This window comes from Cyanobium usitatum str. Tous (assembly GCF_963920485.1).
Lineage (GTDB): Bacteria > Cyanobacteriota > Cyanobacteriia > PCC-6307 > Cyanobiaceae > Cyanobium_A > Cyanobium_A usitatum_A.
On sequence record NZ_OY986431.1, the window covers coordinates 1,181,299 to 1,199,520 of the forward strand.

The 18,222-nt window shown below is 61.6% G+C and carries 21 protein-coding genes and 1 pseudogene; 13 read left to right on the plus strand and 9 right to left on the minus strand.

Annotation, left to right across the window (positions count from 1 at the left end; translation table 11 throughout):
• Window positions 1–10: 10 nt before the first annotated feature.
• Entirely contained in the window at window positions 11–463 is a 453-nt protein-coding gene (locus U9970_RS06400) for a secondary thiamine-phosphate synthase enzyme YjbQ (RefSeq protein WP_322765822.1), read from the minus strand.
• Window positions 464–505: 42 nt separating this feature from the next.
• Here U9970_RS06400 and U9970_RS06405 point away from each other — a divergent pair, with 42 nt between their 5' ends.
• Entirely contained in the window at window positions 506–745 is a 240-nt protein-coding gene (locus U9970_RS06405) for a hypothetical protein (protein ID WP_322765823.1), read from the plus strand.
• A gap of 23 nt (window positions 746–768) precedes the next feature.
• Window positions 769–1,200 carry a thiol-disulfide oxidoreductase DCC family protein gene (locus U9970_RS06410; RefSeq protein ID WP_322765824.1) on the plus strand — a complete coding sequence of 144 codons (432 nt, stop codon included), beginning with the start codon at window positions 769–771 and terminating at the stop codon, window positions 1,198–1,200.
• Between the two features lie 54 nt (window positions 1,201–1,254).
• On the opposite strand, the gene U9970_RS06415 is transcribed toward U9970_RS06410, so the two are convergent.
• Window positions 1,255–2,802: a deoxyribodipyrimidine photo-lyase gene (locus U9970_RS06415; protein WP_322765825.1), complete on the minus strand. Its 1,548-nt coding sequence runs from the start codon at window positions 2,800–2,802 to the stop codon at window positions 1,255–1,257.
• 186 nt (window positions 2,803–2,988) lie between these two features.
• Between U9970_RS06415 and U9970_RS06420 the strand changes: the two genes are divergently transcribed.
• On the plus strand, window positions 2,989–3,423 hold the full coding sequence (locus tag U9970_RS06420) for a DUF1499 domain-containing protein (RefSeq protein WP_322765826.1): 435 nt from the start codon (window positions 2,989–2,991) through the stop codon (window positions 3,421–3,423).
• A gap of 2 nt (window positions 3,424–3,425) precedes the next feature.
• On the opposite strand, the gene U9970_RS06425 is transcribed toward U9970_RS06420, so the two are convergent.
• From U9970_RS06425 to U9970_RS06445, 5 genes are all read right to left on the minus strand, one after another.
• Window positions 3,426–3,635 carry a hypothetical protein gene (locus tag U9970_RS06425; protein WP_322765827.1) on the minus strand — a complete coding sequence of 70 codons (210 nt, stop codon included), beginning with the start codon at window positions 3,633–3,635 and terminating at the stop codon, window positions 3,426–3,428.
• A gap of 324 nt (window positions 3,636–3,959) precedes the next feature.
• Window positions 3,960–4,523 carry a pyridoxamine 5'-phosphate oxidase family protein gene (locus U9970_RS06430; RefSeq protein WP_322765828.1) on the minus strand — a complete coding sequence of 188 codons (564 nt, stop codon included), beginning with the start codon at window positions 4,521–4,523 and terminating at the stop codon, window positions 3,960–3,962.
• Between the two features lie 30 nt (window positions 4,524–4,553).
• The gene (locus U9970_RS06435) at window positions 4,554–5,018 is read right to left on the minus strand and encodes a DoxX family protein (RefSeq protein WP_322765829.1); all 465 of its coding nucleotides are present in this window, start codon (window positions 5,016–5,018) and stop codon (window positions 4,554–4,556) included.
• A 538-nt stretch (window positions 5,019–5,556) separates the two neighbouring features.
• Window positions 5,557–5,784 (minus strand): hypothetical protein, encoded by a 228-nt coding sequence (locus U9970_RS06440; RefSeq protein ID WP_322765830.1) that lies wholly within the window; start codon window positions 5,782–5,784, stop codon window positions 5,557–5,559.
• 23 nt (window positions 5,785–5,807) lie between these two features.
• Entirely contained in the window at window positions 5,808–6,815 is a 1,008-nt protein-coding gene (locus tag U9970_RS06445) for an SDR family NAD(P)-dependent oxidoreductase (RefSeq protein WP_322765831.1), read from the minus strand.
• 174 nt (window positions 6,816–6,989) lie between these two features.
• On the opposite strand from U9970_RS06445, the gene U9970_RS06450 reads away from it, so the two are divergent.
• The 9 genes from U9970_RS06450 (at window position 6,990) to U9970_RS06490 (ending at window position 14,491) form a co-directional block, all read left to right on the plus strand.
• Window positions 6,990–7,667 (plus strand): peroxiredoxin-like family protein, encoded by a 678-nt coding sequence (locus tag U9970_RS06450; RefSeq protein WP_322766051.1) that lies wholly within the window; start codon window positions 6,990–6,992, stop codon window positions 7,665–7,667.
• A 63-nt stretch (window positions 7,668–7,730) separates the two neighbouring features.
• Window positions 7,731–7,874 carry a chlorophyll a/b-binding protein gene (locus U9970_RS06455; RefSeq protein ID WP_322765832.1) on the plus strand — a complete coding sequence of 48 codons (144 nt, stop codon included), beginning with the start codon at window positions 7,731–7,733 and terminating at the stop codon, window positions 7,872–7,874.
• 177 nt (window positions 7,875–8,051) lie between these two features.
• Window positions 8,052–8,288 (plus strand): chlorophyll a/b-binding protein, encoded by a 237-nt coding sequence (locus U9970_RS06460; protein WP_322765833.1) that lies wholly within the window; start codon window positions 8,052–8,054, stop codon window positions 8,286–8,288.
• Between the two features lie 258 nt (window positions 8,289–8,546).
• Entirely contained in the window at window positions 8,547–9,089 is a 543-nt protein-coding gene (locus U9970_RS06465) for a methyltransferase domain-containing protein (protein WP_322765834.1), read from the plus strand.
• Window positions 9,073–10,254, plus strand: coding sequence for an NAD(P)/FAD-dependent oxidoreductase (locus U9970_RS06470; RefSeq protein WP_322765835.1), 1,182 nt, complete (start codon window positions 9,073–9,075; stop codon window positions 10,252–10,254). Before U9970_RS06465 ends, U9970_RS06470 begins: the two co-directional genes overlap by 17 nt.
• Before the next feature lie 6 nt (window positions 10,255–10,260).
• Window positions 10,261–11,331: a type III polyketide synthase gene (locus U9970_RS06475; RefSeq protein WP_322765836.1), complete on the plus strand. Its 1,071-nt coding sequence runs from the start codon at window positions 10,261–10,263 to the stop codon at window positions 11,329–11,331.
• 845 nt (window positions 11,332–12,176) lie between these two features.
• A complete protein-coding gene (locus tag U9970_RS06480) occupies window positions 12,177–12,455 on the plus strand; it encodes a hypothetical protein (protein ID WP_322765837.1) in 279 nt (92 codons plus the stop codon).
• Between the two features lie 231 nt (window positions 12,456–12,686).
• Window positions 12,687–13,967, plus strand: coding sequence for a glycosyltransferase (locus U9970_RS06485; protein WP_322765838.1), 1,281 nt, complete (start codon window positions 12,687–12,689; stop codon window positions 13,965–13,967).
• Window positions 13,964–14,491, plus strand: coding sequence for an NADPH-dependent FMN reductase (locus U9970_RS06490; RefSeq protein WP_322765839.1), 528 nt, complete (start codon window positions 13,964–13,966; stop codon window positions 14,489–14,491). Before U9970_RS06485 ends, U9970_RS06490 begins: the two co-directional genes overlap by 4 nt.
• Window positions 14,492–14,576: 85 nt before the next feature.
• Here U9970_RS06490 and U9970_RS06495 read toward each other — a convergent pair whose 3' ends face one another.
• Window positions 14,577–16,112 (minus strand): phytoene desaturase family protein, encoded by a 1,536-nt coding sequence (locus U9970_RS06495; RefSeq protein WP_322765840.1) that lies wholly within the window; start codon window positions 16,110–16,112, stop codon window positions 14,577–14,579.
• A gap of 85 nt (window positions 16,113–16,197) precedes the next feature.
• Between U9970_RS06495 and U9970_RS06500 the strand changes: the two are divergent.
• Window positions 16,198–16,853, plus strand: a pseudogene (locus U9970_RS06500) (cytochrome P450); the annotation flags it as partial.
• Between the two features lie 98 nt (window positions 16,854–16,951).
• On the opposite strand, the gene psbA reads toward U9970_RS06500, so the two are convergent.
• Window positions 16,952–18,031, minus strand: a complete 1,080-nt coding sequence (psbA, locus tag U9970_RS06505; protein WP_197147936.1) for a photosystem II q(b) protein — start codon at window positions 18,029–18,031, stop codon at window positions 16,952–16,954.
• Window positions 18,032–18,222: the final 191 nt, after the last annotated feature.

Below are 18,222 nucleotides of genomic sequence, written 5' to 3' on the forward strand. Positions count from 1 at the left end.
GGACGTGGCCCTAAGAACCCAATAGGTGGACTGTTAGCAACCGCTCGCTGCCCCTCCTGCGATGCTCCCACAGATAGACCGCCTGCCAGGTACCAAGCAACAGACGGCCAGCCTCAAACGAAAGGCTGAGCTGACTGGTGGTGAGGGCCGTACGGATGTGGGCCGGCATGTCATCTGAGCCTTCATCAGCGTGTACGTAGGGGCGCAGTTCACCCCGGCCACTAACCGGACGGATGCCCTCCTCCGGCACCAGGGCGCGCAGGTAGCTGGAGAGGTCACGCAATACGCGTGGGTCGGCGTTTTCGTTGATGGTCAGGCTGCAGGAGGTGTGCAGACACACCAGATTGAGCAGCCCCTGCTCCATGCCGCTAGAGGCCAAAGCGGCATTGAGTCGGCCGGTGAGATCGGTAAAGCCCTCACCTGGGGTCACCACCCTCAGGGTCTCAAGGCTTTGGCGAAGCATGCAGAATGACCAGGTATCCACTCCTGCCTAGCACCGGCTGCCATGCGCATATTGCTGTCCCTGTTGATCGTGTTGCCGGGCCTGGCATTGACTGCCCCAGCCGCCCAAGCCCAGCGCCAGGTTCCAAAAATCGGCGACATCTGCCCAATGGGGTATGTAGACATGCTGAATGGCAAATGCAGCACCCTGGGACTGATGACCTACACGGTGCAACCCACCAACGGAGAAGCCTGCCCGACAGGTTGGATGAATGTGGGTGGAAACTACTGCCGCAAAAAGTGAGTCCCACCGCTTGCGACAGACATTTGAACGCAGCCGATTTTCCAGCACTCACCCTTCTCTTCGACGGGGGTTGCCCCCTCTGCCTGCGGGAAGTGGAGCTACTGGGTCGCAAAGACCGGCAGCGCCATGGGGAGCGACTGAAACTCGACTTCGTGGACATCGATCAGGCCGACTACAACCCAGATAGCTACGCCGGCATCAGCTACAGAGAAGCTATGGGTCGCATCCACGCCATTGATGCCAGTGGTGCAGTTCTGCGTGATGTCGAAGTGTTTAGACGGGCCTACGAACTGATCGGCTTGGGGTGGCTCTATGCCCCAACCCAGTGGCCACTACTCCGTCCCATGACAAACCTTGCCTATGGCATTTGGGCAGATATGCGGCTGCGGATCACAGGACGACCGAGCTTGGAAAGACTCTGTCAAGGGCGCAAGGATATTTGTCGCCGCAACTAACGCAGATGTAGTTGAGCTACTTGTAATCGACAGCCCTTGAACGGAATGAATCCGTTACTGAGCAACGGCCGTATCTCCCACAAAATCCAAGCAAAGCTGGTCTATAGGCGAATTGCCTCGCCGTCCTCTGCTGCTGGTGCGCAGACCAGAACGCCGAGAACCATGGCGCTGCTGGATGGCGTCGGCAGTTGCCGCAAAACCATGCTGCTGCCGTAGGGCCCAGACTCGCTCGCGGGCGACTGCGGCCGCCGTATGCCAATCGATCAGCGGCAGCGGGTAGGAGCGAGCGATCTCGATGCCAAGCCGGGCCTGGCTGCGGCCATCCATGGTCCAGGGGGTGTGCAAATACACCGGTGGAACCGCCGCCAGCTCGGGCAGCCAGCGGCGGATGAACACACCCTCGGGGTCGTGGTCTAGACCCTGCTTTAGCGGGTTGTATATGCGGATCGTATTGATGCCGGTGGTGCCAGATTGCATCTGACACTGGCTCCAGTGAATGCCAGGTTCATAGTCGACGAATTGGCGGGCGAGATGTACACCGCTCTCACGCCATGGAATCCACAACTGATAGCTGGCCACGGACAGCAGCATCGCCCGCATACGGAAATTCAGCCAACCGGTTTCGTTCAGAGAGCGCATGCAAGCATCCACAAAAGGAAGGCCCGTGCGCCCCTCTGCCCAGGCTGCCAAACGCTCATGGTTACTTTCGCGCAGTCCGGCAGTGAGGTGATGGAGCTCGCTGTATTCCAAGCTCGGCTGGCATTCCAACTTCTGGATGAAATGGCAATGCCAATGCAGGCGCTCATCAAAGCGCTGCAAGGAGCGCCGCCAGGGGGCCACCGCAAGAGCCTGGCGGCGTAGGCGGCTTTTTTGCACTACCTCACGCATCGACAAGCTGCCCCAGCTGAGATGGGGCGAAAGGCGCGAGCAGCTGACGTCGGCCGTATTGGGGCTAGACAACCCCGATTGGTAGGAGCGGCTGCGCTGATCCAAGAAGGAAGCGAGGGTTATCAAGCCCTGGGCTCGCCCCCCCTTTTGCCGACCAGGGCAGTAATCGGTCTCCAGTCCCAGCTCTGCTGCCATAGGCAGGGCGCCGGGGTCGAGCCGGGGCAGCGGGGTAAGTCGGGGCGGCGCGGCGCTCAACTCCTCAGCCATGCGCTGCTCCCAGCGCTTTGCCCAACCCGTTCGCCTGCTGAGCCGCCGGATGACACCGAACTGGGGAATCTCCTGCCACTCAATGCCGTGCTGGCGGGCCCAGTCAGCGACACGCCGGTCGCGGGCGTAGGTCCAGCCGTTGCCAGTCTCCTCGTGACTCCACAAGCCAGCTACACCAAACTGTCGATGGGCCCGCTCCAGCACCTGCTCAATCGCACCGATGCGCACCACAAGTGGTTGGCCGAGGCCGCCAAGGGCCGCGCGCAGCTCTACTAGGCATTCGCGGCAAAATTCCCACTGCCGAGCGGAGCTGTCTGGCTGGCGCCACAGGTCTGGCTCCACCACAAAGAGTGGCAGCACTGGTCCCCGCAGCGACGCCTCTAGTAAAGGTCTGTGATCGAAGCTGCGAAGATCGCGCTTGAACCAAACGATTTGCAGCGGCCCCATGGCGCGAGAGGCAAAATCCGCAAAATTAGTTTAGTCAATCTGGAGCTAGCCAGGCGGCCCAACCTGGTTACGGTGGCAGCATGAATGCTCTACAAGCATTGATCCTGGGGGTTTCCGCAACGATGGGGTGGCAGCCTCAATCGCTCGATTCCTGCCTATCTCCAATCTCCCCCACCTGAGCCAGCGATGATCAACCTGCTACAGCATCTGGCCGTAGTGCTGAGCCTTGCCCTGTTTCACTTCGTTGGTCCGGTACCGATCGAACTGGGCGTGCACGACGGTGCCCTGGCCCCTTGTCCCACGCCAGCTCACTGCGCGAGGGCGGACTGGCCTATCCAGCAGAGCGGGGGCGATACTCCCCAAAGCGCCCTCGAAAGCCTGATTCCCGTGATTGAAGCGATGGGGGGCGCCGAGATTGTGGAGCGAACTGAGGGTTATCTGCACGCAACCGCAACTAGCGCCCTGTTTGGCTTCGTCGACGATCTAGAGCTACATGCCGACAATGAGCAGGCAATTCTCCAAGTTCGATCCGTCTCGCGGCTTGGCGATTCAGATCTGGGAGTCAACAGCAAACGCCTAGAGATCTTGCGCCGAGCGCTGAAACCAGCACCACAGGTGTGAAATCAGCTGGCCCGGCGTCCCCAGCGCTGCTGGACACCTAGCAGCAGCGATTGTTGGATCTGCCAAAGGAAGTCATGAAGGCGTTGCTGTCTGGCAGCAGAGCGGGGCAAATGGTCCGAAAAAGCTCCGGCGTGGCAGAGATCAACCAACAGGCCAACCTCCTCGGAGCTGAGGCAGATCAGATGCTGATCGCCGTGACGAGAAACCTTCATCGCAAGCCGACTCTGATTTTATTCAACAGGGAGGCGTTGAGGGGTGCTTTTGGGCGGGCTTTGGTGTTTCAGCGGCTGACTTCAAGCCGTCAAACAACTGGCCAAGCAGAGTTGCCATATCAGGAGGCAGTGCCGCCTGGGGAGCAGCCTCAGAAGCCAGTACCAACAAGGCACAGGCATCAACCAAACGGGAGGCCTCTGATGCCGTTAGGGCGATCAGATGTTCAGAATTGCACCGCGTAATTCGCATACAGCTGCGTCCTTACCAGTTAAACGGTACTCCGTAAAGGGGTTGCGTGTGATCGAGCACTCCAAATGGCTGAATCAAGGGTTCAGCAGCTGTTCAGACCAGGCCCCAGAGGCGCTCCAGCGCCTGCGCCGGTGGGGTTGCCCGCCAAGTTCCAGCAACTCAACCTGATGCACCTCAAAGCTCAGCAGTTCAAAGTGGCTGGGCATGGGTGTGGTGTCGCCAAGTTCCTGGGGGAAAGCTGCCTCCAGCTCGAGGGGAATTCCTGGCTCAGGCCAGCCCCACAAAGCCCTAGCGGAGGGTGTGAGGCTTTGCCAATGGTGCTGCCGCTGGATCAGCAGCTCCGCTGCAGGAAGCTGGCATCGCCTTGAGCGCAAGCGAAACTGGCTGCGTGCCCGAGGCAAAAGCCAGCAGATTTCCGCCTCTGGCAAATTTCGCAGCTCGCTGGCTTTCTCACTGCGACCATCAGTAAACAAATCCAGAACCGCTGGAGCTGACCAGCCCCTAAACACCAAGGTGCGCACCCTGGGGGTGCCATCGCAGGCGACAGTTGCAAGTTGTAGCCAGCGGCTATTGGAAGATCTGCCCTCCCTCTGCAGGGCAGCTCGCAAAATGGGGCGCCATGGGGGGAGAATATCCATTATTAAGCCCAAGCAGAACAGCCAGCTGGTTCAGCGGTTTGAGTTGCTGGCTTTAATTGGCACGTAAGCAGGGGCCAATCCTGAAATGCCAGCGGAGGGGGCAGAAGTCTCTGGCTTAATACGAACAACTGGCTTAAGGAGCAGACCCTTCAGCATGCCGGCATCAAATGAAAAGCGGCCAGGACCAACAAGTAAGAGGGCAAGGCTGCCGCCCAAATAAAGGACTACCAGCTCGAGCACATAAATGTTGAGCCCTGCGGTAAGGATGTGTTGGTAGGCGGCAACTGTCATAGTGCCGGTAAGGGCAAGAGCTCCAACTGGTGTCAGCAAGCCGAGAATCACCAACCAACTGCCGATCAGCTCAGAGAAGCCTGCGGCATAAGCAAAAAACAAGGGAAATGGCAGGTGCAGAGATGCCACATAGATATTGGCAAATTGTTGCGGATCGGCAAGTTTTTCCTGGCCATGGTGAATCATCATCACGCCGATAGCCAAGCGAAGCAGCAGCAGGCCGAGCGACGCAACCGCGCCTGGCTTCAGCACATAGGCCTCTAAACCGGAACGGATCCGTTGAGCCTGGCCAGTCGTGATCCATTGATCATTTGCAGGGCTCTGGGCGGCAGCCGGTTGATCAGCAGGGCGGCTGAGGGCGACAAACCAAAGAGCCATACAGGCAGCCAAGAAGCTTCCAAACAGCTCAAGAAGCAGGGGCGTGGACATGGTGAATTGATTGCTTCACCAATCTTGGCAAGCCAGATGAAGAAACGTGAAGCAGCCAGTTGGACCTGCCCAGGGCTTAGCCCAGCGCAACGGCGATCATGCGGGCGCTGGAGCGGTAAGCCAGTGTTTCACCCCCTAGGGTTCGGCCAAACGCCAATGCCTGCGTTTCCAGCCAACCCATTTGCTGGTGAAGCGACGCATCAGGGGCCGGAGCAGAAGCTGCCACGGAAATACCCATTTATCCCAGAGGATTTAAGAAGAAGGATAAGTTCCTTTTGAATGTTATCCGCTTACTACGCATTTATTACCAAAATCAGGGGGTTTGCTGAAAGATCTGCTCTAAACGCTCGCGGCTGAAGTCGACGTAAAGCACCTCTTCGCCTGCCTGGGGAGCCTCTGGGTGAACCCTGCTGCGCTTGCGAGGAGCTCGAAGCGAATCACTCTCCTGGGAATTACGCAAATTTTGAGTCATCAGAGCAAAGGCGCCGCCTGCGATGGCCGCAAAGAAAACCAAATAAATGAGTGCCAGTAAATCGTTCATTAGTCCATCGGCTTTTACAAATCCTAATATGAAGAAATGTGAAACGTGGCTTTCGGCCCTGCCGCTGCGGCGCTCAGATCCCATAGAAGCCGCGCCAATGGATCGGAGCAAGCCTCCGCACTGGGTTGGCTGGCCTCAAAACGCAGCCGACCTGGCCCCACAACTCGGTTGCTCAGGTAGTGGAAGCCACTGGCGTGCTGTTTTGAGCCAGCGGCAAAGCCGGCCAACAGGGCGCCTGCCCTCTGGGGAGTTTCGGTGAGCCGCAGCAGGTCGCGGGCAACGAAGGCGAACAGGGCCTGGCCCACGGGGTTATGGCTGCAGCTGTAGCGGAAAAAGCCGCCCTTGCTGCGCGGGATCACCAGCCCCGGGCTCCAGGCGAGCACCGGCAGCTGAATGCCCTGCTCTCTCAGCCGCCGCTCCGCCTCCCTTGCCATCAGCAGGTTGCAGAGCTTGCTGTCTTTGTATGCCTTCTCGGCATTGAAGCTGCCGCTGCCATCCAGCATTAGCGCCCCAGGACCCTGGCGCAGACCAGCAAGATCCCCGAGGCCAGCCGGGAGGCCCACTTTTCCTCCGGCACTGGTGGGGTCATGCACCTCCGATGCGGTGACCACCAAGCGAGGGGCTGTGCTGCGAATCAACAGGGGCAAAAGTTGCTGCAGCAGGGCCTGGTGGCCTAGGTGGTTGACGGCGATAGTCAGTTCAAACCCCTGGGCCGACCAGCGGGGCTCGACCATGCCGCTGTACTGCAATCCGGCGTTGAGCACCAAGGTGTCGATCGGCTCGCCCTTTGCCAGCAAGGCATCAGCACAGCGCCCGATACTGATCAGATCGGCCAGATCGCAAGTAGGGGTATCGATGCTGCCGCTCAGGCGCTGGCGCAGGAGCGCGGCGGTGGTCCCGTCCCGGCAGGGAATGATGAGCTTGTGACCGGCCTGGAGCAGCAGGGTTGCCGCCTGAAAACCGATCCCGGAGCTGCCACCAGTGAGCAGGATCTTGCGCGCGGCTCCATCACTGTGCTCATCAACCGCCATGGCATCTGTTTCCGGCAAGACTCGATTCTGTTGATCCAATAGGCGGATCGCCAGAGAACCTGATATGCGCCGGCATAGCGCCACGATGGTCAGCTCAAGAGCGCAGTGATCCCCGTGGCCAGCACCGAGTTAGCCCCAGATGCCCTGGTTGAGCGGCTAGCGAGCGTTGCGGGGATGGGTCGGGGACGCCGCCGTTTGGTGCTTCTGCTACCCCAGCTGGGGGATTTCGACAGCCTCGAATACGCCCAGGCCCTGGTAGCCGCTTTGCCGCAGCTGGAGTCTGCTGGCATCGTTGTGCTGGCAATCGGTATCGGCCAGAGCGCCGGAGCCGATCGCTTCTGCGAGTTCACAGGCTTTCCCCGCGAGCTACTGCAGGTGGATGCAGACCCACAACTGCACCGTGCCCTAGGCCTCTACGAAGGCCTGCAGCAACTCGGCGGCCCCTGGCCCAACCTGCTTTTGATGTGCGCCGGCATCGGCTCCCCCGGCACCCTGGCCGAGGTGTTGCGCGGCTACACGGGCGATCGAACGGCCCCCCAGCGAATCGCCGATGACGAGACCATCCAGGCCGGCCCCTTACCGCCGATCAAAGGTGCCTTCTTTGCAAGGGCTGGCGGGACCGGATTCCAGCGCCCCTTCGAACTGGCCACGGTTCGCCTGCGCAACATGAGCGAAGTGTTGGGCAACTGGCGCACCTACGTGCCTTGCGACGACTTTCTTACCCAGCGCGGCGGCACCTTCTTGCTGGAGGAAGACGACACCCTGCTCTACAGCTACAAAGACCGCGGCATCCTCGGCTTCTCGGCATCCATGGCAAGGCCGCTCAGCTTCCTGGATCCTTACCTCGAATGAGCCTTTAGCCCACGGACCCTCGTCATATCGCGTTACAGTCCTCCGTAACAAACCGCAACACTCATGGCCAATTCTGCTGCCCGCTTCGGATTCGTTGAATTTGCTGAAACCTGGAATGGCCGCCTGGCCATGCTCGGCTTCGTGATCGGCCTTGGCACTGAGCTACTCACAGGCCAAGGCATCCTTTCCCAGATCGGTTTGGGTTGATCAGCATGGAAACCGATTACACCGCCGCCATTTTCACCGTGATCGCCCTTGTGGTGGTGCTTGGTGGCATGAGCATCTATGTGCTCAGTCGCCCCACCGATCTGACCCCTAGGTCCAGATAGGCGCAACCCTCGAGATCGTTGAGTTTCTTACACCTCCATCTTTGCTGCAGAACCAATGACGAACACTCCGGCTGGCCGAGAATGGCTGAAGCATCGGGCCGAAGAGCTTATTTTATTGGAGCAGCTCAAACGAGTTGAACTATTTAACGGCCGGGCGGCAATGTTGGGTATTGTGATTGGCATCATTACTGAAGGGCTTACGGGCTCCGGTATTGCCCATCAGATTGGCCTCGGAGCCCTAATAGACGGTTACGCGGCCTGTCGTACCCAGTTTCTGCCCTTCTGCTTCTGATCCCGCTAAATGCGGCAAGGAAATTTGCAGCCTAAATTCGCTAATCTTCAAGCGGACCTTGCGGTGCCCTTGCCCCAGTTATGGAGTCAGCTTGATCAGCGGCAGCTCAGGCCAGAGCTGATGGATCAGCCCGGACTTGATCCTATCCATCATCAGCAAGCCCTGCTTGGGCTGGCTCGCATCAATGGCTTGACCCGCAGTGCTGCTTGCTTCTTTCCGGATATCCGTCGTCTAGCAAAATTGAATCCATCTAGGAGGTTGCGCCTCCTAGATGTGGCCTGCGGTGGGGGCGACACAGTGCGTGCCATTAGTCGCATGGCCCGGCGCGAAGGGATTGATCTGGAAGTGCACGGCTGCGACATCAGCGCTGAAGCTGTTTCCCTGGCAGGGGCCGCTGCAAAAGCTGAGGGATTGGAAACTCATTTCTTCCAAACCGATGCAATCAATACTCCTCTTCCTGGTGGTTATCACCTAATTACCACCTCTTTGTTTTTGCATCACCTCAGGGAAGCCGATGCAGAAAGTTTGTTGCGCTCTATGGCCGCCGCCACCCTCGAGCAGCTGTTGGTGCACGACCTAATCCGCAGCCACGTTGATCTACTGCTCACCTGGATCGGCACCCGGCTGCTTAGTCGCTCGCCGATCGTGCAGATTGATGGTCCACTCTCGGTGGGGGGTGCCTTTCAACTCGATGAAGTGGCGCAGCTGGCAGCAGCGGCTGGCCTGGTTAATGCAGAACTCAGCCGGTTTTGGCCCGAGCGCTTCCTTCTCAGCTGGAGCCGGAATGCCCTTAGCTCCTGAGGTTCAAGGGTTACCTAGCTCCACTTGCTGGGATGTGGTGGTGGTGGGTGCTGGACCGGCCGGCGCCCTTGCCGCCCATGGTCTCGCCAGCCGGGGCGCGCGCGTGTTGCTGGTGGAGCAGCGCCTGTTCCCGCGCTGGAAAGTCTGCGGGGCCTGCCTCAGCCCCCAGGCCCTGGCAGCACTTGAAGCCGCAGGACTTGCCGACCTAGTGGCAGCCCAGGGTGGCCTCTCCCTTGAGCGGCTGCAGTTAGGGGTGGCCGGACTGGTGAGCCCAATCGCCCTGGGGGCTGGCCGGGTCCTATCCCGCTCTCGCCTTGATCAGGCGCTGCTGGAAGCAGCTGTAGCTGCTGGTGCCACGGTGCTGACGGGTACCCGAGCCGTATTAGGAGCCACCGCCACCGGCTTAGAACCAGACCGGGAGGTGGTGCTGCAAACAGGCACGGCGCGGCGGAGTGTCAGCGCCAAGGTGGTGTTGATCGCGGCGGGACTCAGCCACCGCGCCATCGATGACGAGTCTGAGATCAGCACCAGCATCGAGCCCGGTAGTCGTATGGGCGCAGGATGTGTGCTGCCCGGAGAAGCTGCCGGGCTCCCGCCCGGTGTGCTGCAGATGGCTGTGGGCCGAGGCGGTTATGTGGGGTTGGTGCGGGTGGAGAGCGGGGAGATCAACCTGGCCTGTGCCTTCGATCGGCCCATGCTGGGCTCCGGTGGTGGTGCGGCCCTGGTATGCCAAAAAATCCTTGCTGAAGCTGGCTTTGCGCCGCTGCCTGGCCTCAAAGAGGCAGCCTGGCAACTCACCGCAGCGCTCAGCCGCCGCACAACTCCGCTTGCGGGCCACAGGTTGCTGCTGCTTGGTGATGCCGCCGGCTATGTGGAGCCCTTCACCGGCGAAGGCATGGGTTGGGCTCTGAGCTCCTCACTAGCTGCCCTGCCTCTAGTGCTTCGCGGATTGGAGCAGTGGGATGGCGCGATTGAGATGGAGTGGCGGCACCTGCACCGGCGCTGGGTTACAAAGCGGCAGAGATCATGCCGAGTGCTGGCAGTGGTTTTGCGGCACCCCAGGATCAGCTGGGGCCTGCACCGGCTAGCGGGGAGCTTCCCCACGGTCGTCGGCTCCATGATTGGGCTTCTGCAACGGCCCGCCCTGCCCTGCTCGACGGCCTGATCAATCATGCCCTTGTCCTTGATTGGTCTTGGCACTGCGGTGCCTCAGAGGCGCATCAGCCAGCGAGAAGCCCTGGCCCTTGCACCACAGATGCGCAACGCCAGCCCTCGTCAACAACGCCTGCTGGAGAGGATCTACCAGCGCTCGGGCGTGATGCACCGCCACTGCATTCCCCTGCCTGACTCCAGCAACCCGTCAACGGCTGAGCGGATGAGGAGCTATCAACCGGCCGCGCTGGAGCTAGCTCTAGAGGCATCCCGGCTAGCGCTGAAGGATGCCGGCATCGAGGCAAGCGCGATCACCCACTTGATCACCGTTTCATGCACAGGCTTCGGCGCCCCTGGCTTTGACCTGGCCTTAATCGCCAACCTGCCACTAGCAATGGATGTGGCCCGAACCCATGTGGGTTTCATGGGCTGCCACGGAGCGTTCAACGGACTGCGGGTGGCGCGGGCCTTTGTGGAGGCTGATCCCAGTGCCTGCGTACTGCTGTGCGCAGTGGAGTTGTGCAGCCTGCACCTGCAGGAGGGCTGGAACCCCGACCACATCGTGGCCAATGCCCTATTCGCTGATGGTGCAGGCGCGGTAGTGGCGATAGCTGCCGATGGCGCTGATGTGGGCTCAACTAATAAAAAAGGCTTGCAGCTAGTTGCTTCAACTTCAACGGTGCTGCCTGGCACTGAAGAGCTGATGGGTTGGATCATTGAAGATCATGGTTTTTCCATGGTTCTTTCATCAAAAGTCCCCAGTCGCATCGCCACCCAGCTGCGCCCTTGGTTGGAGCAGTGGCTGGCGGGCTTGGGGCTGACGTTGCCAGAAATAGAAACCTGGGCTGTTCATCCCGGCGGCCCCCGCATCCTTGCGGCGGTACTAGAGAGCGCTGGGTTGCAACCGGCCCAGATTGATCTCTCCACTGCGGTATTGCGTCAGTTCGGCAATATGTCGTCGGCAACTATTTTGTTCATCCTGGAGCGGCTGCGCACCTCAGCAGGCCGAGACGGCCCCTGCCTGGCTTTGGGGTTCGGTCCCGGTCTCACAGTGGAAGCGGCGTTGCTCATGGTGCAAAAGCCCATCTGATTGCGGTTCTGACCACCGGAGATGGGAGCAGGTTGGGGTGTTGGCGTGCTGCTCACCAAAGGCCTGGCAGCAGCCGGGAGCTGCGCTGCTGCCAGGCGCTGAATTCCGGGTATTTCGCTGCCATCTGCTTTTCCTTCTGGCCGATGCGCTGCAGGTAGATCAGCAGATCGCCTAGGTAGTTCACATGGCGCACACGCCGCCAGATGCCATCGCTCACCAGGCCAGCCCCCATCGCTCACCAGGCCAGCCCCCATCGCCTTGGCGGTGGTTTTCTGCGCATCGGCGCTGGCGTTGATCAGGCTGCCAAAGCTGAAAAGCACCAGTGCCAGGGCTACGGCGGCCTGGGAGATCGGCACGGGATTGAGAAAAGCCAGCAGCCCCGGCAGGCTGTAGAGCACGCCGATGAACAGCAGGGCGAAGCCAAAGCTCACCACCCCTACGCGCTCGTTGAACAGTTGGCGGGCCCGCTCGGGAAACAGCCACTGCTCCAGCAGCCACCAGAGGCAGTAGCTGATGTGCAGGCTGAGGTAAAGCACCTGGCGCATGTCCTGCACCCCGATCACGGCCGCCAGCACCAGCAGCAGCAAAATCGTGAGCGCCTTGGCGGTGTTGATCGCCGTGAGTTGGCTCCAGCCCATTAACACAACCGCGATGGCGCACCCTACCGGCGCTGCCAGTTGGGCCAGAGACGCCCATTTGCTCGTGCTGGATCCCTGGCTGCCCTGCAGGTATCCCTGCCGACCCTGGTCTGGGCCCCGGCCGCATAGGCGGAACAGCCCTCCGCTCCCTCCAGCCGTTGCAACAAAGCCACCCTGAAGGGCACTTACCTCTATAGCTCGGTCGGCATGCTGGATGGCAAGCCCTACGCCGAAGCCGGCCGGGAGGTGTATGACGGCAAAGGTGGCGTTGAACTCACCTACCGCGGCACCGGTGGCGCCACCGGCACGATGCGCACTACCTACAGCCCGAGCCCCGACTGCATCGGCAAGGCTGTCTATCCCTACGGTCAGACCCTGGTGAGCTTCATCAGCCCCGATGGCAGCCGCTTCGCTTACACGATCACCCGCGGCCCTGGAGATCGGCCCACCGTGCTCTCAGGCTGGGAGATCCGCGTCGATCCTTAAGGACCCGTCGTTGCCGAACCACCCAGAGCAGTTTGTGGCGGGCCCTCACCTTCCACCAACTCAGAAGGGACTGGCGAAAGCCTTCCTGCCGGGGTGTGATCTGACCCGCTGCGACGGCGTATTCGGCCCCTATGCCGCGTCTCGCCTCTGATCCCTGGGTTGCCAGCCTCGGGGCTGTAGGGCGAGCGCCCCTAGGGTCCGCTTTGGCTCCAAGTTTCCTGCGGCGCGCCCATGGCTTTGATCCAGCTGATCAGTGTGGGGTCGCGAGGCGATTTAGTGCCTTATCTGGCCTTGCTGCTTGAGCTGCAGCGCCTCGGCCACAGCGTCACCTTGATCGGCAGCACCAATTTCGCCGATGCGGCCCGGAAGGCCGAGATTGCCTTTACCCCCTTGCCCGGTGATTTCCGCGACCTGCTGGGCTCCCCTGCCGGACTGGAGCTGATGCAGGGCAAGCCGGTGCGACTGGTGAACGATGCCCTGCTGCATCAGTGGCTGACCACCGCCCGAGAGGCCATCCGGGGGTGCGATCTGCTGCTGGTATCGCCGCTGGCGCTGTGGGCTTATCACCTCGCCGAAGCCGAGGGGTGTCGTTTCGCCGTGCTCAGCCCCATCCCGGTGGTGGCGACCGGGGCTTTTCCCTTTTTGAAGTTCCCGGCCCGCAAGCACTCCCCCGGCAGGTTGCAGCGTCGGCTGAACCGCCTCAGTTACCGAGCCTTCCGTCTGATCAAATGGCGCCAGGAATCCGGTGTGATCCAGGCCTTCCGCAGCCAGCAGCTGGGATTGCCGCAGTTGCCCTGGAGCGGGGCTGGGAAGCGGCGCGATGCCCCGCCCCAGTTGAAGGCGCCACCGATTCTCCATCTGTTCAGCCGCCATGTACTGGAGCGTCCAGCGGATTGGCCCGCCCATGCTCAGATCACCGGCTACTGCTTCAACCCCACGTCGACAGCGGAGAGCTACAGCCCGCCTCTGGATCTGCAGCGCTTCCTCGAGGCCGGGCCACCTCCTTTTTATGCCGGTTTCGGCAGCATGATTCCGCACAATCCCGCGTCGTTGGGCGCGGTGCTGGTGGAAGCCGCACGGCTGGCGGGACAGCGCCTGATTCTCTCGCCGGGCTGGGGCCGGGTGGTGCCCTCTGCCGACCTTCCCGCCACGGTGTTTCTGTTGGAGGAGTGCCCCCACGACTGGCTGTTCCCGCAACTGCGTGGCGCCGTGCATCACGGCGGGGCCGGCACCACGGCCGCCACCCTGCGCAGTGGGATCCCCTCCACGGTGGTGGCTTTCTTCGCCGACCAGCCTGCCTGGGGCCGAACCCTGGAGGAACTCGGCGTCAGCCCTGCAACTCATCACCACACCACGCTCACAGCCCTAGCCTTGGCGGAGTGCTTGCGGTCGATGGCGGAGATCCCCAGCTACCGCTGCAGGGCCGAGCAGCTCCGCGATCAGCTCGCTGCGGAGAATGGCCTCGCCACGGCGGTGGCGGCCTTGGAGACGCTCCTAGAACCCCAGCCATGACCATTCCAACACCGACAAATGTGCTGGTGATCGCCGCTAGCAACGGCCATAACCTCCAGCTGGCTGAGCGCTTCGCAGCGGCCGCCGGCCAACAGGGCCACAGCGCTGCTGTGCTCGATCTCACCACCATCGACCTGCCGCTGTTCACCCCGCGAGCCCAAGTCGCCGGCACACCGCCTGGCTTGGCGACGTTGGAGGCTCAGCTGGCTGCCGCTCCGCGCTGGGTGATCTGCTCGCCGGAATACAACGGCTCGATCCCGCCGGTGCTCACCAGCGCCATCGCCTGGCTGTCGGTGCAGGGCAGCGACTTCAGGGCCCTGTTCAACTGCCGCCCCGTGGTGCTCGCCACCCACTCCGGCGGCGCTGGCTATGGCGTGCTCACGGCCATGAGACTGCAGCTGGCCCATCTCGGTGCCCATGTGGTGGGCCGCCAGCTATCGAGCAACAGCGACCATCCCGCCCAGGACGACTCCATTGCTGATCTGATCACGCAACTTCACCAGCTCCATATCACCCAACCATGACCGCTAGTGATGTTGAGGCTTGCCTCCCTGCTAATTGGTAACCATCACCGTGATGGCCTTGCCGGACTCAATAAGTAGTCAGGGTTCAGCTCACCAGCTCCAACTCCTCCAGTAATCGTCGTTGGGCCGCAGCGGGCACAAATCGGTGGGCCGCCATGGCGCCGCTCACGGCTACAGGCGGCACGCCAATTCCGGGGAACACGCCCGCACCGCAGAGCACCAAGCCTTTGATCGGGGTGCCGCCGCCGGGGAAGGCTCCGCGGTTGGCGGGCCAGGCGGGGCCATAGCTGCCCTGGTGCACCCGCAGAAAATCGCGATGGCTGAGGGGGGTTCCCTGCAGCTCAAACACCACCCGCTCGCGCCAATCGGGCACCAGTTGATCGAAAACGCCATGGAACACACCGCAACGCTCGCGGCGCAGCTGCTCATAGGCGGGAGTGCCCCGCTCCAGATCCTTCCAGAGCTCCCAGGGTTCGTTGGCTGGCGTGTAGCCGTGCAGCACCTGGTGGCCAGGCGGCGCCAGGGAGGGATCCAGCCGCGACGGCATCGACAGCACCACCATGTTGCGCTCAGCCCTGATGCCCCGCTGCCAATCCCCCACCCACACATGGTGGATCGGCAGCTCGGCCAGGCCTTCAGCTTTGAAAGCCAGGTGCCAGTGCAGAAAACTGGGACAAGCCGGCGCAGCTAGAAGCTTCTGGCGCCAGCGCTCCGGGGCACTGCCCTTACCCAGTAGGGCGGCCGTATCCCATGGGCTGGCATTACTAATAACTCCGTGGCGGGCGTTCAGCCGTTCGCCGCTGACCAGGCGCACCCCCGTGGCTCGCCCCCCCGACAGTTCGATTTCAGCCACCGCCGCGCCCGTGCGCAGCTCGCCCCCATGGCGGCGGATGCCCCGCACCAAGGCGTCCACCACGGCGGGGCTGCCACCTAACGGGTAGTCCAACCCCGCATCGGGCTCAAACCACTCGCCAAATAGGGTGGCCATGGCGGCTGCACTGGTCTGATCCGGCTCCAGTCCGGAGATCAGAAAACACAGCATCTCCACCCAATGGAGCAGGAAGGGATCACGCAGATGGCGGCGGGCAATAGGCCCAAAAGCTCCGCCCAGCGCTGCCAGCTGGCCCGCCTGGCCGATCAGCCCCAAACCCTGGCTGCCCAGAGTGGTGAGCAGGCCAGCGCCGGGGCGCAGGGCCAGCAGCGGCAGCGATCCGGCGGCGCGGCACAACGGGGCCATGGCCACCAGAAAGTCCTGCCATTCAGCGGCAACCGCTGGCCCCCGCAGGCTGCGGAGCACCTCCAGAAATGGATCCAAACCCACACCAACCCGAAGACTGCCCTCGGGCAACAGCAGGCCCCACTCCGAGTAGCGCACCACCGGCACGCTTTCGCCCACGGCCCGCAGCACCTGGGCCAGGGGGTTGGCACTAGGCCAGCGGCCCAGCCCGCTCCAAAGCGAAGGGCCAGACTCGAAGTGGAAGGGTCCCCGTCGAAAACCATGGGCGGCGCCGCCGGGCTGACTGTGGGCCTCCAGTACCTGCACCTCTAGCCCGTGACGCGAGGCGATGGCGGCGGCACAAAGGCCCCCCAGGCCACTGCCGATCACGATTAGATCCGGCATCGCCCCCCTAGCTCGCGGCCAACCATTAACGCGACCCTAGGGAGGGGAGATAGGCCTTGGGCTAGGGCCCACACCTACAGGGTCAGGCTTGGATGAATCCGGCCTTCCACTGGCTGACGACGACGTGGCTGAGCAGCTCCTGCTACTGCTGTTTGCCGGTTACGAAACCACTGACTCATCGTTGAGTTGCTTGCTGCTGGCCCTGCTCCAGCACCCCGAGCAACTCGCCTGGTTGCAGGAAGAACTCGACACCTTGTCTTGGCCAGCTGCAGATGGTGATGCTGTGAACGCCTTCGACACCTCAAGGGCTCCCCGTCTTGATGCGGTGGTGAAGGAGGTGTTGCGGCTCACCCCCCCGGTGGGGGGCTTTTTTCGCCGCACCCAACAGCCCATCGGCCTGGCTGGCGTGCTGGTGCCTGCCGATCGGGTGGTGCAGGTGAGCATCAGCGCTAGCCAGCTCCACGGCGCTGATCCTGATGATCTAGCGACTTTTCGGCCCCAGCGGCATCTCGACAACGACGAAACAATGACCCTGTTGCCCTTGGCGGCGGCGAACGGGTCTGCCTCGGCAAGGCGCTAGCGGAACTGGAAATCCGGCTGTTGGCTGTGGGGTTGCTCAAGCAGCTCACCCTGGAGTTGGAGCCGGATCAGGACCTATCACTCAGCATCATCCCCACCCCCTCTACCAAGGACGGCTTGCTGGTGCGTTCAAGCCGCAAACCATCTCAAGCCAGAGCCTGATAGATCGAGATAGGGCACCCAGCCAATAAAAAAGCCCCCTCTGGCGAGGGAGCTTTTGGGATTCCGTTATTACCCAGCCGTAGCTGGGCTGTTGACTATCAACCGATTGCAGGTGCGGTCAGTGCCACGGGGGTGGCAGTAGCAGCAGCAAGGTCAAGCGGGAAGTTGTGAGCGTTGCGCTCGTGCATCACTTCCATACCCAGACCAGCGCGGTTCAGAACGTCGGCCCAGGTGTTCACCACACGGCCTTGGCCGTCGAGGATCGACTGGTTGAAGTTGAAACCGTTGAGGTTGAAGGCCATCGTGCTCACGCCAAGGGCGGTGAACCAGATGCCAACCACGGGCCAGGCAGCCAGGAAGAAGTGGAGGCTGCGGCTGTTGTTGAAGGAGGCGTATTGGAAGATCAGACGACCGAAGTAGCCGTGAGCAGCCACGATGTTGTAGGTCTCCTCTTCTTGGCCAAACTTGTAGCCGTAGTTCTGGCTCTCGCTCTCGGTGGTTTCACGAACCAGTGAAGAGGTAACGAGTGAACCGTGCATTGCAGAGAACAGGCTGCCACCGAAGACACCAGCCACTCCCAGCATGTGGAAGGGGTGCATCAGGATGTTGTGCTCAGCCTGGAACACCAGCATGTAGTTGAAGGTGCCGGAGATGCCCAGGGGCATGGCGTCCGAGAAGGAGCCTTGACCGAAGGGATACACCAGGAACACAGCAGATGCTGCGGCCACAGGTGCGCTGTAGGCGACGCAGATCCAGGGGCGCATGCCCAAGCGGTAGGAAAGCTCCCACTCGCGGCCCATGTAGGCGTAGATGCCGATCAGGAAGTGGAAGACCACCAGCTGGAAAGGACCACCGTTGTACAGCCACTCATCGAGGCTGGCGGCTTCCCAGATTGGGTAGAAGTGCAGGCCGATGGCGTTGCTGGAAGGAACAACAGCACCGGAGATGATGTTGTTGCCGTACATCAGGGAGCCAGCTACGGGCTCACGGATGCCGTCGATGTCGACAGGGGGTGCGGCGATGAAGGCCACGATGAAGCAGATGGTGGCAGCCAGTAGGCAGGGGATCATCAGCACACCGAACCAGCCCACATAGAGGCGGTTGTTGGTGGAGGTGACCCAGTCGCAAAACTGATTCCACGCAGAAGCGCCTTGGCGCTGCTGAATAGTGGTTGTCATGAGAACGAGAAGAGGGTGTTCCAGAGGAACGGGTATGGAAGGTGGCAAGCCACCAGACGGAATCCCGTCAAGCGCAAGAACATTGCGCAACACAACTGTAACGGAAGATTGCAGCGTTGGTGAGAAGACTGGCCGGGCGGCGCCAAAGCCCTGCTGATGCATCCCATAAGCGGCGCTGATGTGGGTTAAGA

Coding starts and splice junctions, on each gene's coding strand:
- U9970_RS06475 (WP_322765836.1), top strand. CDS start 10,261: ATGCCCTTGTCCTTGATTGGTCTTGGCACTGCGGTGCCTCAGAGGCGC.
- U9970_RS06460 (WP_322765833.1), top strand. CDS start 8,052: ATGACGAACACTCCGGCTGGCCGAGAATGGCTGAAGCATCGGGCCGAA.
- U9970_RS06400 (WP_322765822.1), bottom strand. CDS start 463: ATGCTTCGCCAAAGCCTTGAGACCCTGAGGGTGGTGACCCCAGGTGAG.
- U9970_RS06470 (WP_322765835.1), top strand. CDS start 9,073: ATGCCCTTAGCTCCTGAGGTTCAAGGGTTACCTAGCTCCACTTGCTGG.
- U9970_RS06415 (WP_322765825.1), bottom strand. CDS start 2,802: ATGGGGCCGCTGCAAATCGTTTGGTTCAAGCGCGATCTTCGCAGCTTC.
- psbA (WP_197147936.1), bottom strand. CDS start 18,031: ATGACAACCACTATTCAGCAGCGCCAAGGCGCTTCTGCGTGGAATCAG.
- U9970_RS06445 (WP_322765831.1), bottom strand. CDS start 6,815: ATGGCGGTTGATGAGCACAGTGATGGAGCCGCGCGCAAGATCCTGCTC.
- U9970_RS06450 (WP_322766051.1), top strand. CDS start 6,990: ATGGGTCGGGGACGCCGCCGTTTGGTGCTTCTGCTACCCCAGCTGGGG.
- U9970_RS06425 (WP_322765827.1), bottom strand. CDS start 3,635: ATGAAGGTTTCTCGTCACGGCGATCAGCATCTGATCTGCCTCAGCTCC.
- U9970_RS06430 (WP_322765828.1), bottom strand. CDS start 4,523: ATGGATATTCTCCCCCCATGGCGCCCCATTTTGCGAGCTGCCCTGCAG.
- U9970_RS06420 (WP_322765826.1), top strand. CDS start 2,989: ATGATCAACCTGCTACAGCATCTGGCCGTAGTGCTGAGCCTTGCCCTG.
- U9970_RS06495 (WP_322765840.1), bottom strand. CDS start 16,112: ATGCCGGATCTAATCGTGATCGGCAGTGGCCTGGGGGGCCTTTGTGCC.
- U9970_RS06485 (WP_322765838.1), top strand. CDS start 12,687: ATGGCTTTGATCCAGCTGATCAGTGTGGGGTCGCGAGGCGATTTAGTG.
- U9970_RS06480 (WP_322765837.1), top strand. CDS start 12,177: ATGCTGGATGGCAAGCCCTACGCCGAAGCCGGCCGGGAGGTGTATGAC.
- U9970_RS06405 (WP_322765823.1), top strand. CDS start 506: ATGCGCATATTGCTGTCCCTGTTGATCGTGTTGCCGGGCCTGGCATTG.
- U9970_RS06455 (WP_322765832.1), top strand. CDS start 7,731: ATGGCCAATTCTGCTGCCCGCTTCGGATTCGTTGAATTTGCTGAAACC.
- U9970_RS06440 (WP_322765830.1), bottom strand. CDS start 5,784: ATGAACGATTTACTGGCACTCATTTATTTGGTTTTCTTTGCGGCCATC.
- U9970_RS06490 (WP_322765839.1), top strand. CDS start 13,964: ATGACCATTCCAACACCGACAAATGTGCTGGTGATCGCCGCTAGCAAC.